Raw genomic sequence first — 17,490 nt, forward strand, 5'->3', positions numbered from 1 at the left:
CTCCAGGAGCCACCACCGGGTGGGGCATCAGAGCTGCAGGCCCGGGGGCAGCGTGGCGGGCAGGCCCAACACCGGGCTCTCCATCGAGGCTACCGGGTAGGCGCAGTAGTCCGCAGCGTAAAAAGCACTGGGGCGGTGATTGCCGCTTTCCTTGACGCCGCCGAAGGGCGCGTCGCTGGCCGCACCGCAGGTCGGCCGGTTCCAGTTCACCACACCTGCGCGCACGCGTAGCGAGAAATCCTCCCACGCCGCCGCGTCGCCGCCGAGCAGGCTCGCCGCAAGCCCGTAGCGGGTGCGGTTGGCAAGCTCGATCGCCTGGTCCCAGTCGCGATAGCGATAGAGCGTCAAGAGCGGACCGAAATACTCCTCGTCCGGCAGTTCCACTCCCGTGGCATCGACCAGCCCTGGCGACAGGAGGCTTGTGCCCTCGGCGAGCGAATGCATCCGCAGCAGCACCTGGGCGCCACACTCCTCAAGCTCGCGCTGGGCGTCGAGCATTCGCTCGGCGGCCAGTGGACTCACCAAGCCGCCATAGAACGGCGCGGGCTCGTCGAACTGACCGCCGACCCGAAGTCTTGCCATGGTCTGGATCAAGCGCTCGGTCAGTGCCACGCCCCAGTCGCCGTCCGGCACCAGCAGCCTGCGCGCGCAGCTGCAGCGCTGACCAGCGGAGAGAAACGCGGAATTGACGATATTGACCACCGCCGCGTCGATATCGCAATCGTCGCAGACCACCAGCGGGTTGTTGCCACCGAGCTCCAATGCCAACAGCTTGTCGACCTGGCCTGCGAACTGAGCATGGATCTGCTTGCCGCTCGAGGCACTACCGGTGAACAGCACGCCGTCGAGGCCACGCTGGCGGGTCAGCGCCTGGCCGACTTCGCGCCCGCCCTGGAGCAGATTGATCACTCCCGCGGGCAAGCCGGCCTCGAGCCAGCAGCCGAGCACCAGGTCTGCGCTCTTCGGGGTCAGCTCGCTGGGCTTGAACACCACGCAGTTGCCCGCCAGCAGCGCCGGTACGATATGGCCATTGGGCAAATGGCCAGGAAAATTGTAGGGTCCGAATACCGCCATCACCCCGTGGGGACGGTGGCTGACCCGCGCACGCATATCCCCTTTGTCGGCTACCCGGGTACCGGCGCGCTCGAGCTGCGCCTCGATCGATACGTTGACCTTGTTGATCATCGCATCGACCTCGGTGAGCGTCTCCCAATAGGGCTTGCCGGTCTCCTCGGCGAAACATCGCGCCAGGGTCGGGCGATGCGCGCGCAGGCGCTCCCGAAAGCGCTCGACCAGCGCCGTGCGCCGCTCAAGCGGCGCACGCGCCCAGTCGGGGAACGCCGCGCGGGCTGCCGCTACCGCTTGGCGTACCTGGGCCTCCGATGCGCTGGCGCCCTCCCACAGCGGCGTTCCTGCCACCGGGTCGCGCTTGTCGAAGCGCGCGCCCTCCCCATCGACCCAGCGGCCATCGATCAACTGACGCCGTGACGGCGCAAGGCTAGGTGTGTCGGACATTGGATCGCCCTCCTCAGCATTCCAGCACGCGCAGATAATCGCCGTTCGATACGTTCAAGCGCTGCGCCTCGGCGAGGCTCAGCACCAAGCGCTCTTCGCGGGGCGCACGCGACACCCAGGCGGCTCGAAAGTCCTTCGCCGCTCCATCCCGCGCGACCAGCCAGCGAGGACGGAAACCGCTGGCGCGGGCCTCGCGGTCGCTGGCGTCAGGGTCTACCCGCGCGACCAGCCGACGGCTGTCGCGTACGCCACGTACATCATCGATGTAGGCTTCCATGGTCGGCCCTCCATCGAAGATGTCGATGTAGCCTTCCCAGCGCAACCCCTCATGGGCAAGCATCGCAATCGCCGGACGCGTCTGGTCGTGGACTTGACCGATCGAAAGCCGCGCTTCCTGGGTCAGGAAAGCAGTATAGATCGGGTACTTCGGCATCAGTTCACCGATGAAGCCCTTTTCACCCAGGCCGATGAGCCTGTCGGCGTCGCCGAAGTCCATTGGCAGGAAGCGGCTGCCGAGACTCTTCCAGAACGGACTCGCGCCCTGGTCGTCGACCCGGCCACGCATCTCCGCCAGCACCCGCTGGGGAAAGCGCTCGCGCTGGGCGGCGATGAACAGCCAGCGGACCCGCGAGATCATCGTGCCGAGGCGCGAGCGCAAACCGCTGCCGCCGCGCCAAGCCGGACGAAGATAGAGCGAGCACACCTCGGCGTCGCCGGTGTGGTCGGAGGAGAGAAACAGGGTCTCGAGCAGCCGGTGAAGGCCGAGTTCAGGAGAGGAGTGAGCGAGCCGTCCAAGGCGATAGTGATAAAACGGCGAGCTCAGCCCCACCCGGGCCTCGATCGCGCAGCAACCGGCGATTCGCTCGGCGGAGGAGGCCTGGTCATCTTCGAGGACGAAGAAGTAAAGCTGTGCCCCCTCGCCGCGCGGGTCGAGAAACGAAGCCATGCTGTGCTCGATCTTCTCGCGCAGGAACTCGCGATTGTCCGGCAGCGAGGTGAAACCGACTCCGGTCTCGCGGGCCATCTGCTGTAGCGCATCGAGGTCGTCGAGCTGGATCGGGCGTACGATCATGTCGCCTCCACCGTCGACCGGGGGGGCACCAGCAACAGCCGCTCGCCGCTTTCCATTTCCAGAGCGCGCCGCGCCGAAGCGCCCAGGCGCGCACCGCCGTCGGGATCGAGCACCGCTGGCGCGGCCACCACGCGGAAATCGTCGAGCCCGCTGCGCGCCACCAGCGCGCATGGCGCATCCGGCCCGGGCTCGCGGGGTGCCAGGGTGCAGCCGCGGCTTTCGGCCACGGTGCGAAGCCGCTGGGCGCGGGCGGTGAGCACCGGGCCGGCATCGAAGATATCGATATGGCGACCCGGCTTGAAGCCTTCGTCGAGCATCGCCTGGCGCGCGTGACGATGGGCGATGTGGGTCTCACCGATCACCTCGCGAGCCTCGGGCGTCAGCAGCTCCTCGTAGAGCGGCAGCTGCGGCATCATCTCGGCGACGAAGCTCTTCGCCCGGCGCCCGGCATGGAAGTTGATCTCGGCGAAATCGCGATCGAAGAAATGGCGACCGACGCTCTCCCAGAACGGCGAACGGCCGCGGGCGTCGAGGACGCCGGCGAAGGCCACCGCGCACCAGTGGGCGAAACGCTGCGGATGCTGCTTGATGAAGGCGAGCCGCGCTCGGCGCAGCAGCGCCACCGCCTCGAGGTCGTCGCGATACTCCGGCGCGACGGCCAAGGCGCAAAGCTGGGTAGCGGTGGATATTTCGTGCGAGAACGAGAGCACATCGACCTCCTGGCGCAGGCCGAGCCCTGGGGAGGCATGGATCATCGTCTCACGACGATAGGTGTAATAGGCCTGGCCGATGCCGGCCTGCGCCCGAAGCGTGGCGGTACCGACCAAGCGGCCGGCGACGGTGTCCTCCAGCGAGAACATGTAGACCTCATCGCCGGGCGTTGCGATCTCGCGCTCGAGCGAGGCACGGGTCGACTCGATCCGCGCCTCGAGACCCTCACGCCATTCGGGCAGATTGGTCAGCCGAGGAACGGCCTGGGCCGCCAGCGCGATCAGCGCATCGATGTCCCTACGCTCGACTAGACGAACGACCAGCATGCGCGAACTCCTAGCCATGCGGGAATGGAAGAGCCGGCGGCATCTGCCACCGACTCGACGGGAGACACCGCGCGGGACGACGCTCGACGCGGCGGGAAACGCGCAGGTCAGCCAGCGATACGAGCCAGTGCGCGATCGAGACGCACCATGCCCTCTTCGATCTCGGCCGGAGTGATCACCAGCGACGGGGTGAAGCGCAGCACGCCGGGACCCGCGACCAGCAGCATCAGCCCCTCTTCGATCGACGCCTCGAGTATGTCGCGACCGCGCTCGGCGTAAGGCTCGGCCAGCTCGGCGCCGATCAGTAGCCCCTTGCCGCGAACCTGACTGAAGACCCCATAGCGCTCGCCGAGCGCTTCGAGGTGGCGGCGGAACAGAGCGTGGCGCGAGGCGACGCCATCGAGCACTTCACTGGAGCCGATGGTCTCCATCGCGGCGAGACCGACGGCGCTGGCCAAGGCGTTCCCGCCATAGGTCGAGCCATGCGTGCCGACCACGAAGACCTTGCCGATCTCATCGGTGGTGAGCATCGCGGCGAGCGGGAATCCGCCGCCGATCGCCTTGGCGGTGGTCAGCACGTCGGGCACCACACCGTATTCCATATAGGCATAGAGCGAACCGGTGCGCCCGGCCCCGCACTGCACCTCGTCGAACACCAGCAGCGCCTGGTGCTGGTCGCAGAGCTCACGCAGGCCGCGCAGGAACTCGGGGTCGGCCGGCCTGACGCCGCTTTCGCCCTGGATCGGCTCGACCACCACCGCGCAGGTCTGGTCGTCGATCAGCGCGCGTACGCTGTCGAGGTCGTTGAACTCGGCGTGCTCGATACCCCCGGGCACCGGGCCGAAGCCCTGGGAGTACTTGGGCTGGCCGCCGACGCTTACGGTGAAGAAGGTGCGGCCGTGGAACGCCTGGCGAAACGAGATGATCTTCTGCTTGTGCTCGCCATGCATGTCGTGGGCGTAGCGCCGCACCAGCTTGAACGCCGCCTCGTTGGCCTCGCCCCCGGAGGAGCAGAGGAACACCTTGTCGGCGAAGGTGTGCTCCACCAGCCAGCGCGCGAGCCTCAGCGCGGGCTCGTTGGTATAGACGTTGGACAGGTGCCAGACCTTGTCGGCCTGAGCCTTCAACGCCTCGACCAGCCGGGGATGGCAGTGGCCCAGCGCGTTGACCGCGATGCCGCCAGCGAAATCGATGAACTCTCGGCCCTCTCGATCCCACAGTCGGCTACCTTCGCCTCGCACCGGAATCACATTCTGCGGTGCGTAGGTGGGCAACATGTAGGTATCGAAATCTGCGCGGCTCGGAGTCCAGCTCATGGCGATCATCCTGTGGAATTGTGATTCGAAGCCTGGCCTCGACGGTCCGCGGGCCAGGCCGAATAGTATGCGACGCGTCGAAGGCGTTGGCGAGGACAGCAAACGCACCGGCATACCCATCTTGCATGAGGCTTGCCGAATGGGCATCGCCGCCGCGCTCTTTCGCCCTATCGCCTATGCTCGGAGGGTGACGTAGTCCCATACGACGGCGGGAAAGCCGTCTCTCCCGTGACAGGCGGGTGATTCAATCGACCAGGAGTCAGACCATGCGTGCATACCATCATCGACTTCCCTTGGCGCTGGCCGTCTCGTGCGCGCTGCTCGCCGCCGCAGCGACCGCCCAGGCGCAGACCCAGAGCGGGCCCCAGGGGCTCTACTCGGCCAGTGAACTCAACGATGCCAACGTCTATCTGCGCGACAACCCCAACCAAGCGATCGGCGAAGTCGAGGACATCCTGCTCGGCGAGGACATGAGCGTCCAGGCATTGGTGATCGACGTCGACGGTCTGCAGGGCAGCGGCGACCAGGATAGAGTGATCGAACGTGGGCAGTTCACCGTCCAGACCTTCAACGACGACGATATCGAGCGACTCGAGTATCGAGTCACCCTCGATCTCGATGCCGACGCGGTGCGCGCACTGCCGGTCTACGACAACAACTGGTGGAACCAGAGCCGGGCGGGACTCAACCGGCTATGGGAGCAGACTCAGCAAGGTGCGCAGAGCGCTTGGGAAAGCACCAAGGAGACCACCTCCAACCTGCTCGACCGGGCCCGCGAAGCGATCAACGACTGACCCTCGCCGCGAGTTGAAAAAAGCGAAAGCGCCGCGAGCTCAGCCTCGCGGCGCGCTGGTTTCTACTGCTGCGATTTGACCAGTTCGAACAGCACCAGGCTGCGCGGCTGGCAAACGTAGCCATCCTCGAAGCCCTGCGGGGCGCTCTCGGGCGCCTCGGGTTGGAAGGTATCCACCAGCCGAACCCAGCCGGTGCCGTCCGCCACGTCAGGCAGGGTGAACTCGACTTCCTCGAAGTGCGCATTGACCAGCAGCAGCAGAGTGCTGTGCCAGCCAGGGCGACGAATCCCGGTCGGCTGGGCGCGACCGTCGAGCAGCATGCCAAGGCTCTTGGCATGGGCATGCCCCCAGTCATCGAAGGTCATCTCCTCACCATCGGTGCGGATCCAGGTGACATCCTTGACCCCGATGTCCGGATTGTATTCTCCGGTGCTGAAGCGCGTACGGCGCAGGGTCGGATAGCGCTTGCGCAGCGCGATCACCCGCTGGGTGAAGCGAACCAGCGCCTGTCCCTTGTCATGGATGTTCCAGTCGACCCAGCCGATTTCGCTGTCCTGGCAGTAGGCGTTGTTGTTACCACCCTGGGTGCGCGCGAACTCATCACCGGCGAGCAGCATCGGCGTCCCTTGGGAGAACATCAGCGTCGCGATCATGTTGCGCATCTGGCGCTGGCGCAGCTGGTTGATCTCTTCGTCGTCGGTTTCGCCTTCCACACCGTGGTTCCAGGAGAGATTGTCGCTGTGGCCGTCGCGGTTCTCCTCGCCGTTGGCCTCGTTGTGCTTGTCGTTGTAGGAGACCAGGTCGTTAAGGGTGAAGCCGTCGTGAGCGGTGATGAAATTGACCGAGGCGTGGGGCTTGCGCCCGCGCTGGTTGAAGAAGTCCGCCGAGCCGGAGGCTCGGGTGGCGAACTCGGATATCTTGTCTTCGTCGCCCTTCCAGAAGGCGCGCATCGTATCGCGGTAGCGATCGTTCCATTCCGCCCAGCCGGGTGGAAAACGCCCGACCTGATAGCCGCCCGGACCACAGTCCCAGGGCTCGGCGATCAGCTTGCACTGGCCCAGCACCGGATCCTGCCGGCAGGTATCGAGAAAACCACCCCCTTCGTCGAACCCGTAGTCCTCGCGGCCGAGGATGGTGGCCAGATCGAAGCGGAAACCGTCGACCCGCATCTCGGTGGCCCAGTAGCGCAGTGAGTCGGTGACCATCTGCAGCACCCGCTGGTGGCTGAGATTCAGCGTATTGCCGGTGCCGGTATCGTTGATGTAATAGCGCTTGTCGTCGGGGAGCAGGCGGTAATAGGTGGCATTGTCGATCCCCTTGAATGAGAGCGTCGGCCCCATCTCGTTGCCCTCGGCGGTGTGGTTGTAGACCACGTCGAGGATCACTTCGATGCCCGCGGCGTGCAGGCAGGCGACCATCTGCTTGAACTCGTTGACCGACTCGGTCGCCATGTACTTCGGATGGGGCGCGAAGAAGGCCAGCGTGTTGTAGCCCCAGTAGTTGTGCAGCCCTTTCTCCTGCAGATGGCGATCGTCGACGAAAGCGTGGATCGGCATCAGCTCCACCGAGGTGACGCCCAGCTTCTGGATGTACTCGACCACCTGCGGCACGGTCAGCGCCGAGAAGGTGCCACGCAGCGCCTCCGGCACCGCCGGATGGCGCATGGTGTAACCGCGCACGTGGGTCTCGTAGAAGATCGTCTGATCCCAGGGTATGTGGATCTCGCGGGAGCGGCCCCAGGTGAAAGCGGGGTCGATCACCCGGCACTTGGGCATGAAAGGCGCGCTGTCGCGTTCGTCGAAGGAGAGATCGCCCTCCTCGTCCCCGATGACGTAGCCGTACAGCGCATCGTCCCATTCGAGCTCGCCGACGATCTGCATCGCGTAGGGATCGAGCAGCAGCTTGTTGGGATTGAAACGGTGCCCATTCTCAGGATCGAACGGGCCGTGTACCCGATAGCCATAGAGCTGGCCGTGACGCGCGTCCGGCAGATAGCCGTGCCACACCTCGTCGGTGTACTCGGGCAGCTCGACACGGTCGGTTTCGTTGCCGCTGTCATCGTAGAGACAGAGCTCCACCTTGGTGGCATGCGCGGAAAACAGGGCGAAATTCACCCCCAGCCCGTCCCAGGTGGCACCGAGCGGATAGGGGAGCCCTTCCCGTACGCGAGTGCGATGGGTCGCATCGAACCCTTCGATCACCTCCCGTTCGTTGGGCGCCATGCCCACCGCGCCGCTCGCCCCCTTCGCGGACCGCGCTCCAGGTGAGTCTTCCGCCCGCTCGATATCAGCGTCTTCCTTCGGTGCTCGATCATCCATCGTGGCTTCCTCACCTGACCATGCCGAACTCACCGTCCGTGGCAACCGCCACGGACGGTCTTTTCCATCGATATCGCGCGACCCCGCTCACTCCTTCGGCGGCGTCTGCGCCTTACCGCGTCCCGGTTTCTTCGCCGGCTTCTCCACCGTTTTGTCCGCTGCCTTGGCCGACGGCTTGGTGGCGGCCTTGGTCGACGCCCGCTTGGGTTTGGCCGCTGCGGGCGCGGGCTCGATAGCGGCCTTCCCTACGCTACCCAGGCTCTCTTCGCCCGCCGCGGCATCGCTGCGCGCGGGCTGGGCCGACTCACCGCGCTCGGCGGCCACCAGCTTGCACGCCATCTGCCAATGCAGGTCATGCTGGCCGCTCGGACGCCCCTCCGCTTCCCAGATCCGATAGGCCAGCTGCCTGATCCTGAGTTCCTCGTCCATCACCATTTCCCCCTCGGGCCCTCGCCCTGTCACTGTCTCCCGTTGTCGACACACCCGATTACCGAGCCTGCCATCACCCCGCCTCTACAGCATCGCCCACCAGCAATGCCACCGGGGAGGTCGCCAGTAGGCTGGAAACGGCGAGCCGCCCCTCCTCCTGGTGTCTCGCCGAGGCCTCGAAGGTGGTGCCACTGAGCGCGTCGCACCAGCCCTCGAAGCCCTGGGGCAAGAGAATCCAGCTATCCTCCCAGCACCGCGCAGGTACCAGAGGACGATCGATTCGACGTTCACCGATCAACGCCTGAACGTGCAGCGGCACGACCACCACTACAGCGCGCGCGGCGTCGATCCTGGCGAAGGCGAGCAGCCGTTCGGACTGCGCGCCCCCCACGACCAGAGGCACGTACTCGCCCTCGATGAAAAGCCGCGGCGATTCGCGGCGCAGCCCAAGGGCTGCGTTGATCAACTGCTGCTTGAGCTCGCCACCGAACCAATGGTCCAAGTAGTGATCGAGCGGCTGGACACGCTTCAATGCCTGGCGTCGGCGCTCGAAGTCGATCGGGCGCCGGTTGTCCGGATCGACCAGGCTGAAGTCCCAAAACTCGGTGCCTTGATAGAGATCGGGCACTCCAGGTGCTACGTACTTGACCAGCGTCTGGGCCAGCGAATTGAGCGCACCGACAGGTGCGAGTTCGGCGACCAGCGCTTCTATCTCGGCTCGCACGCTGGCGCCACGCGCCTCGAGCAGCAGCGCGTTGATGAACTGACGACATCCCGCCTCGTAGGCTTCGTCAGGGAACAGCCAATGGCTCGCAAGCTTGGCCTCGCGCAGCGCCTTGCAATGCCAGGAGCAGATCCTCTCGGTGAACTCGCGCATCCCGGATTCGTCCTCGTTGCCGAGTGCGGGAGGCCAGGCGCCTACGATGATCTGGTACAGCACCAACTCGTCGCCACGGTTCGGCACGTTCGGATCATCGCGGATCGAACCGCTCTGCTCGACCCAGCGGGAGACGCACTCGGCGTACTCCTCGGCCCGCTCGGAGAGCACGGCGAGCCGGGCGCGGAGATCCTCGCCACGCTTGTGGTCGTGCGTCGCGGTGGTCAGCATCGAGCGCGGAAAACGCTGCGCTCGACGCAGCTGGGCGGCATGGAAGGCATCGACGTCGAGCGAGAAGACGTCAGGCTCGAAGCCGACGTCGTTACGCGCCAGCGCGGCGGCGAAGCGGTATCCGGCGGTGTCTTCCAGCGCCTTGGCCGCCACCGGCGAGGTCAACTGCTGGAAGCGGGCGATGGCGGCGAGGCGCAGACCGCGCTTGGGCTCGGCGAACCCGCCCGGCGCCTCGCCACCGAGCCAGCGCTCGAACGTCTCGAGCAGCGCCCGCTCGGGTGGGTCTAGCCGCTCGGCGGCGAAGGCACGGGCATGCTCGAAGTGCACTTGGTCCTCGAGCGGGCGGCCGTCGATATCCGCATAGGTGCGATAGACCGCGAAACCGACGATCAGCTCGCGCAGCGTGCGGCGGATCCTGCCCAGCGGCGTCTCGCGCTGCCCGGGCTCGCTGCGGGCCAGCTCGAGCAGCGAGCGCGCTGCGCGCTCGAATTCGCTGGCCAGGTGCGAGTCGAGGATCAAGCGGCGCGCATCGACGAGCTCCTGCTCGAAGCCCGGGCGATGGGAGAAAGCGCGCCACAGAGTGGTCATCACCCCCTCGCCCTCGGGCAGGTGCTGCAACGCGGATATCTCGTTCATGAACTCGTAGCCGGTGGTCCCATCGACGTCCCAGTCGAGGTGCAGCCGTTCACCGTGGCCGAGGATCTTCTCGACGTAGATCGGCAGGCGCTCGCCGGGACGCAGGCGCTCGAGCCGCTGGCGCAGCCGCAGGCAGTAGCCTTTGGGATCGCGCAGCCCATCGATGTGGTCGACCCTCAGCCCATCGATCAAGCCACGCTCGATCAGCTCGAAGATCTTGGCGTGTACCGCCTCGAACACCTCCTCGCGCTCGACCCGCAGGCCACCGAGGGAGGTGACGTCGAAGAAGCGGCGCCAGTTGATCTCGTCCACCGCGCTGCGCCAATGGGTCAGCCGGTAGTGCTGACGGTCGAGCAGTGCCTCCAGCCGCTCGCGTCCGCTCTCGTCGGTGCCGTCGAACGCGGCCAGCGCCCGCAGTGGGTCACCGTCGCCATGGGCAAGGATGGCATCGAAGTGCAGCGGGTCGACCGGAAAACGGTGCTCGAAGTAGTCGAAGTGGAACTCGCCAGCGTCGAAGGCCAGGACCAGCTCGCCCGCGGCCAGCGCCTCGAGCCTGGATGCACCAAGAAACGGCGCGAGCAGCTTGCCGTGCAGCAGCGGGTCGTCGACCTCCCAGTCGACGTCGAAGTAGCCGGCGTAGCGGCTCTGGCGGCCATGGCGCAGCAGGTCCTGCCACCATGGGTTGTCGCGACCGCCGACCGCCAGATGGTTGGGGACGATGTCGGCGATGATGCCGAGGCCGCGCTTGCGTGCTGCCTCGGCAAGCCGCACCAATGCCGCTTCGCCGCCGAGCTCGGGATCGACCCGGCGGGGATCGACGCCATCGTAGCCGTGCATCGATCCAGGGGTGGCGGCGAGCAGCGGGGAAAGATAGAGATGGCTGACGCCCAGCGTCTCGAAGTAGTCGACCAGCTCACGGGCATGATCGAGGGTGAAGCCACGATGGAGCTGCAATCGTTGCGTGGCACGCAGATCGCTCATCGCGCCTCCTCGGCCCGGGCGGGCATCATCGCATCCAGGCGGCGGGCCAGCAGTGCCGCGCGGGCGCGCAGCCGGGGATCATGGCGCAGCGCATCGACCTCGATCGGCAGCCGCCGTCGCCAGTTGGGATGCTGGTCGATGGTGCCCGGCAGATTGGCCTGTTCCTCGAGGCCGAGCAGGTCCTCGATCTGGACCAGTACCAGCGGCGAAGGCGTGCGCGCAAGGTGTACCAGCAGCGCATCGATCAGCCGCGCCACGCCTTCGGCCGAGCGATCCTCGAGTTCGAGCTCGAGACCGAGCATGCGCACCAGCGCGGCACGGTCGCGTGCGCGTGCCTGGCGCTCGCCCACGACGTCGTCGATCAGCCCGAGCCGCTCGCGCCAGTCGATGTCGCGGCCAAGCCACCAGCCGGCCACGGTCGGCAGGTCATGGGTACTGCTCAGCGCGGCCGCGCGGGCGGAATATCGCTCGGCCGGAGCGAAGCCGGCGACCCAGGCGCCATCGTCGAGCTGAATCCACGCGTCGCGTTCGAACCACACCACCTGCATGCCAAGCACGCCGAACCGGTCGAGCCACTCGCGAAAACCGGGCGGCACGGTACCCAGGTCCTCGCCGATCACCCGCACTCCGGCGCGGTGCGATTCGAGCGCGATCAGGCGCATCAGGGTCTCGAATGGATAGCGCAGATAGGCGCCGTCCATCGGCGAGCCCCCTTCCGGCAAGAGCCACAGGCGCGCCAGCCCCATCACATGGTCGATGCGAATCGCACCGACACCGCGCATCGCGGCGCGCAGCATGTCGATGAAGGCGCCATAGCCGTGCGCTTCGAGCCCGAACGGAGAAAAGGCAGCGACGCCCCAGCCCTGCCCCCTGGGCGAGAACGCATCGGGCGGCGCACCGATGGTGGCGCCGTCGAGCAGCTGGTCGCGTCGGCTCCAGGCCTGGCTGCCGCCGGGGTCGGCGCCGACCGCGAGGTCATTGATCAGACCGATCGCCATGCCCGCCTCACGCGCGCGGCGCTGCGCCCGGTCGAGCTCCAGCGCCATGCGCCACTGAGCGTAGGCGTGGAAGGTGATCTCGCTCGCATGCGCTGCCGCCCATGCAGCCACCTCGGGAGCGCGAGGATCGCGTAGCCCCGGCGGCCAGCGGCGCCAGTCTCCGGGCAAGCCTTCCAGGCTGCAGAGCGCTTCGAAACGGCAGTGGTCCTCCAGCGCCTCGCCGCCTTCCTGGCGGTAGGCCGCGAAGGCGGCCCGCGCCTGAGGCTCGTCGTCACGCTCGAACGCCTCCCAGGCGGCACGCAGCTTCGGCCATTTGCGCGCGGCCTGCGCTGGCCAATCGATCAACTCGCTCGAATCCGGCGCGGCGTCTTCTGCATCCACCGCGATGTAGAGCGGATTGCGCCACTGCCGGCTGGAGGGCGAATAGGGACTGATCCGCGCGGGCTCCGCGGCGAACAATGCGTGAACCGGGCTGATCGCTACTGCGTCCGCGCCCAGTTCCGCCATCGCTTCGACCAGGCCAACCAGCGCGAGACCGTCACCCGTCCCCCCATCTCCCGATCGCCGCAGGGAGTAGAGCTGCGCGGCCACGCCCCAGCGAGGGGCGCGATCGTCGGCACCGAAACAACGCTTCGGCGCCACGGCAAGGCGACGAGACACCCAGCCGCCGTCGGCGGCTCCGATCTCGAGCCGGTAGTAACCGGGCTGCTCGGGCAGCGTCACCGCAAGCGAGGCCTCGAGATGCTGCGCCAGGCAGATATGCTCGTCTTCTTCGGAAACCAACCGCAAATTCCCTCCCGCGAGCCTGGGTGCAAGCGATACGGGCAGCGCAAAGGGCGAACCGAGCTCGGCCACCAGCAGCGGTGGCAACTGCTCAGGGTCGGTCGGCGCACGACGTGCCTCGAGCTCGGCGATCGCCGCCTCGATCAGCGCTCGATCATCGACCGGCTGGCCGAGTGCTTCGATCAGCCGCCGCAGCGCCTGCGGCGCCAGCCGGTGGGTCTCGCCGGTGACGGCCAGCCACTCGGGCTCGATACCGAGCGCTGCACCGAACCGCTGGAGCTGATCGTCGTAGCCATCGCTCATTGCCGCACCTCGCCAACCGCCTCGACCACCTCAACCAGCGGCTCTTCCTCTTCGGCGACCGCCTCATCGGAAGGCGTACCGTACTCGAGCCAGGCCAGCGCCGCGTGGGGCCCCAGGGTGCTGCTCGAAAGACCGGTCCAGCCACCATCGGCGCTCTCATAGAGCAGCGCGGCATGACGGGTATCGACCATCGGGAGATCGATCACCCGCTCGCCGAGATTGCAGGCGATCGCCAGCACCTGGCCATCGTTGAGGGTCCAGCGGCCGATCACCGCCGCCTCTGCCAGCACCTCGGCCCCCAGGGAGAAACAGCCTTCGAAACGTGGCACCAGCCGCTCGGCGCGCAGCCGCAGCAGGGTGCGATAGCGCTCGAGCCAGCGCTGGCCGCGCACGCTTTCGCGTCCTCCCCAGTCGGGAATCGATGCCTGGAAGGTGGCCTCGGCATTGGGATCGGGAATCCTTGCCCTGGCGGACGCTTCGGTGAAGCCCGAGAATTCAGCGAACTCACCGCGCCTTCCCTCGCGCACCGCGTCGGCGAGCTGGTCATGGTGATCGGTGAAGAACAAGAAAGGCTGCTCGGACCCCCATTCGTCTCCCATGAAGATCAGCGGCATCAGCGGCGAGAGCAGCAGCATCACCGTGGCGGCATGCAGCTGCTCTTCCGGACACAGCAGGGGGAGCCGTTCACCGAGGGGGCGATTGCCGATCTGATCGTGATTCTGGAGAAATATCTGGAACGCGCACGGTGGAAGCCCAGCGCTCGATTCGCCACGCGGCTCGCCATGGCGAGTGGGTTCACCCTGATAGACGAAGCCCTCGGCAAGCGCGCGGGCGAAACGCTCGGTGGGCCGCTCGGCGAAGTCGGCGTAATAGCCTTCGTGCTCGCCGGTGAGCAATACGTGAATGGCGTTGTGCCAGTCATCCGCCCATTGAGCGGTGAAGTGATCGGGCTCGGCGCGATCGAGCAGGCTGGCCTGGTTGAACTCGTTCTCGAGCACCAGGTGGAGGTGCCGCCCGGCCGCGGCCTGGCGCGTCCGGCGGCTGAGCTCGAGCAGGAAACCGCGATCGTTGATCGCATGGACGGCGTCGAAGCGCAGGCCGTCGAAGCGATACTCCTCGATCCACTGCACTGCGTTGTCGATGAAGAAGTCGCGCACCTCCCGGCGACGGAAGTCGATCATCGCCCCCCAAGGGGTAGTGGCATCGTCACGGAAGAATGCGCTGGCATAGCGTGGCAGATGATTGCCGTCCGGCCCGAAGTGGTTGTAGACCACATCGAGCAGCACCGAGATGCCGAGTCCGTGGGCGACATCGATCAGCGACTTGAGCTCGGCCGGCGTACCGTAGGAGGACTCCACCGCATAGGGCAGTACCCCGTCATAGCCCCAGTTTCGCTGCCCGGGGCACTCGCTGATCGGCATCAGCTCGATCGCGGTGATTCCAAGCTCGGCCAGCGCCTCGAGGCGGTCGCGTACGCCGTTGAAGCCACCGAGCACACCGACGTGGAGCTCGTAGACCACCAGCTCGCGCCAGGCACGACCGCGCCAGTCGCCATGGCGCCAGGGGTAGTCGGTATCGACGATCAATCCCGGGCTGTCCGGCCCGTCGAGGCTCGCGCGGGCGGCGGGATCGGGCACGTCGAAATCATCGTTGATACGAAAGCGATAGGGCGTGCCGTGCGCCGCGGCACAGCGCACCTCGAAGTGGCCTTCGCCTCGATCCTCGAGGGCGACCAAGCGCGGCGACGGGGAGTCCGCGTCGAGCACCAAAGATACGCGCTCGGCATCGGGCGCCCACAGCGCGAAACGCCGCAGTCCATCGTCCTCGTCCGTGACTCCGAACGCGCGGGAGCGATGGTGTCCTCCATGCTCTGTAGACATCGCACATCTCCTCGGATACGTGGACCTTTCACTTCCGGTACCGCCCGCTCCGAGCCCTCAGACCACCCAATCGCCCTGGCGCAGGTAGAGCGTGGCGAGCGGCGGCAAGGTCAGTTCGAGCGAGGCGGAGAATCCATGACTGGGCGTGTCATCGGCATAGACGCCACTGTCGTTGCCGGCATTCGAACCGCCATAGAAGCGGCTATCGCTGTTGAAGCGCTCGACCCAGCGTCCGCTGGAGGGCACCCCGAGGCGATAGCCCCGGCGCACTATCGGTGTGAAGTTGCTCACCACCAGCACCGGTGCGCTGCCGGCATCGGCAAAGCGCAGGAATGCGAACACGCTGTTCTCGCTGTCGTCACCCACCACCCAGGCGAAGCCTCGCGGATCGCTATCGCGAAGGTGCAGCGCAGGCTCTTCCAGGTAGAGCCGATTGAGATCCGCGAGCGCACGCTGGATACCATCATGGGCGGGGTCGTCGAGCAGGTACCAGTCGAGTTCACGGTCGTGATCCCACTCGCGCCATTGCCCCAGCTCGCCGCCCATGAACATGAGCTTCTTGCCGGGGTGCGCCCACATGAAAGCGTAGTACGCGCGCAGCGTGGCACGACGCTGCCAGTCGTCCAGGCCCGCCATCTTGGCGAGCAGGGATCCCTTGCCGTGCACCACTTCGTCGTGGGAGAGCGGCAGCACGTAATGTTCGGAAAAAGCGTAGACCGACGAAAAGGTCAGCTCGTTGTGGTGATAACGCCGATGGACCGGGTCATGGGACATGTAGGTGAGGCTATCGTGCATCCAGCCCATGTTCCATTTGAAGGTGAACCCCAGCCCGCCAGTGGCCACCGGTGCGCTGACGCCGGGCCAGGCGGTGGACTCCTCGGCGATCATCATCACCCCGGGGTACTCCTCGCCGATCACTTGATTGAGATGGCGCAGGAAGTTCACCGCCTCGAGATTCTCGCGCCCGCCATAGACGTTGGGCAGCCATTCGCCCTCGAGTCGGCTGTAGTCGCGATACAGCATCGAGGCGACCGCATCGACCCGCAGCCCGTCGATATGGAAATGCTCGATCCACTCGAGCGCGCTGCTGATCAGAAAACCCGCGACTTCGTTGCGCCCGAAGTTATAGATCAGGGTGTTCCAATCGCGATGGAAACCCTCGCGCGGGTCGGCATGCTCGTAGAGCGCCGTGCCGTCGAAACGCGCAAGGCCATGGGCGTCGGAGGGGAAGTGAGCAGGCACCCAGTCGACGATCACTCCCATCCCCGCGCGGTGGCAAGCGTCGACGAAGGCGGCGAAGGCCGCCGGAGGCCCGAAGCGCGCGGTGGGCGCGAACAGCCCGAGCGGTTGATAGCCCCAGGAGCCGGCGAAGGGATGCTCGCCGACGGGCAGCAGCTCGATATGGGTGAAGCCAAGATCGGCAACGTAGGGGATCAGCTCGCGGGCAAGTCGATCCCAGCCATAGCTCTGGCCGTCGGCATCGCGACGCCAGGAGCCGACGTGCAGCTCATAGATCGATATCGGTGAAGCGTGAGGGCGAAAGCTGCGCCGTCGCTGCATCCAGTCCTGATCGTGCCAGACCAGGGGGCGTGGATCGGCGACCACGGAAGCGGTGGCCGGCGGGCATTCGGTTTGGCGGGCAACGGGGTCAGCCTTGTCGAACAGGGCTTCGCCATCCGCGCCGATGATCGCGTACTTGTAGCGCTCACCCGCCCCGAGGCGCGGCACGAACAGCTCCCAGACACCGGAGTTGCCGCGCGAGCGCATGGTATGACGTCGCCTATCCCATGAGTTGAAGTCGCCAATCACCGCTACGCGCTTGGCATTCGGCGCCCATACGGCAAAGCGTGTCCCCTGCACGCCATCGAAATGGATCGGCTTGGCACCGAGCGCGTCGGCAAGCCGATGGTGACGCCCTTCATTGATCAGATGCAGGTCCAGTTCGCCTAGCAGCGGGCCGAAATCATAGGGGTCCTCACTTTCGTGAACGATGTCTCCCGGCCATGCCACCCTGAGGCGATAGTGCCGATCAGGCTGCTGGTCGAGTACCTGGGACTCGATTCGACCGCAGAACAGGCCGTCACCCAGCGGATCGGTCAGCTCACCGACGCACTCTCCTGCTTGATCGACCACCTCGACCCGCTGCGCTCCGGGAAGCAGCGCCCTCACCCAGGCACCATCACGCATGGGAAAGCGCCCCAGCAACTCGAAGGCCCCCCCGTGGCGCCCTTCGACCAGCGCTTGTCGCTGACCAGCATCCAGTCCCATTCTTGCATCGATGGCCATGACTTCATCCATGATCGCCGCTGTCTCCTTGGCC

The 17,490-nt window shown here is 66.4% G+C and carries 11 protein-coding genes; 1 reads left to right on the plus strand and 10 read right to left on the minus strand.

Annotated elements, in window-relative coordinates:
• Positions 1–27: 27 nt before the first annotated feature.
• The 4 genes from astD to A5892_RS17540 form a co-directional block, all read right to left on the minus strand.
• Positions 28–1,515, minus strand: coding sequence for a succinylglutamate-semialdehyde dehydrogenase (gene astD, locus A5892_RS17525; RefSeq protein ID WP_064123885.1), 1,488 nt, complete (start codon positions 1,513–1,515; stop codon positions 28–30).
• A 13-nt stretch (positions 1,516–1,528) separates the two neighbouring features.
• Positions 1,529–2,587, minus strand: a complete 1,059-nt coding sequence (gene astA, locus A5892_RS17530) for an arginine N-succinyltransferase (protein WP_064123886.1) — start codon at positions 2,585–2,587, stop codon at positions 1,529–1,531.
• The gene (locus A5892_RS17535) at positions 2,584–3,624 is read right to left on the minus strand and encodes an arginine N-succinyltransferase (protein ID WP_064123887.1); all 1,041 of its coding nucleotides are present in this window, start codon (positions 3,622–3,624) and stop codon (positions 2,584–2,586) included. The genes astA and A5892_RS17535 overlap by 4 nt, the downstream gene beginning before the upstream one ends.
• A 107-nt stretch (positions 3,625–3,731) precedes the next feature.
• Entirely contained in the window at positions 3,732–4,940 is a 1,209-nt protein-coding gene (locus A5892_RS17540; protein ID WP_064123888.1) for an aspartate aminotransferase family protein, read from the minus strand.
• A gap of 266 nt (positions 4,941–5,206) precedes the next feature.
• Between A5892_RS17540 and A5892_RS17550 the strand changes: the two genes are divergently transcribed.
• Positions 5,207–5,734 (plus strand): hypothetical protein, encoded by a 528-nt coding sequence (locus tag A5892_RS17550; RefSeq protein ID WP_064123890.1) that lies wholly within the window; start codon positions 5,207–5,209, stop codon positions 5,732–5,734.
• A gap of 62 nt (positions 5,735–5,796) precedes the next feature.
• Here the strand turns inward: A5892_RS17550 and glgX are convergent, their stop codons facing one another.
• The 6 genes from glgX to glgB form a co-directional block, all read right to left on the minus strand.
• Positions 5,797–8,052, minus strand: coding sequence for a glycogen debranching protein GlgX (gene glgX / locus A5892_RS17555; RefSeq protein ID WP_082890540.1), 2,256 nt, complete (start codon positions 8,050–8,052; stop codon positions 5,797–5,799).
• Positions 8,053–8,139: 87 nt separating this feature from the next.
• Positions 8,140–8,481 (minus strand): DUF2934 domain-containing protein, encoded by a 342-nt coding sequence (locus tag A5892_RS17560; protein WP_064124593.1) that lies wholly within the window; start codon positions 8,479–8,481, stop codon positions 8,140–8,142.
• Positions 8,482–8,554: 73 nt separating this feature from the next.
• A complete protein-coding gene (gene treY, locus A5892_RS17565; protein ID WP_064123891.1) occupies positions 8,555–11,206 on the minus strand; it encodes a malto-oligosyltrehalose synthase in 2,652 nt (883 codons plus the stop codon).
• A complete protein-coding gene (gene malQ / locus A5892_RS17570) occupies positions 11,203–13,290 on the minus strand; it encodes a 4-alpha-glucanotransferase (protein WP_064123892.1) in 2,088 nt (695 codons plus the stop codon). The genes treY and malQ overlap by 4 nt, the downstream gene beginning before the upstream one ends.
• Complete coding sequence (gene treZ / locus A5892_RS17575; protein WP_064123893.1) at positions 13,287–15,170, minus strand: malto-oligosyltrehalose trehalohydrolase; 1,884 nt, start codon at positions 15,168–15,170, stop codon at positions 13,287–13,289. The genes malQ and treZ overlap by 4 nt, the downstream gene beginning before the upstream one ends.
• A gap of 57 nt (positions 15,171–15,227) precedes the next feature.
• Positions 15,228–17,468 carry a 1,4-alpha-glucan branching protein GlgB gene (glgB, locus tag A5892_RS17580; RefSeq protein WP_064123894.1) on the minus strand — a complete coding sequence of 747 codons (2,241 nt, stop codon included), beginning with the start codon at positions 17,466–17,468 and terminating at the stop codon, positions 15,228–15,230.
• Positions 17,469–17,490 lie beyond the last annotated feature (22 nt).

This window comes from Halotalea alkalilenta, from assembly GCF_001648175.1.
GTDB lineage: Bacteria > Pseudomonadota > Gammaproteobacteria > Pseudomonadales > Halomonadaceae > Halotalea > Halotalea alkalilenta_A.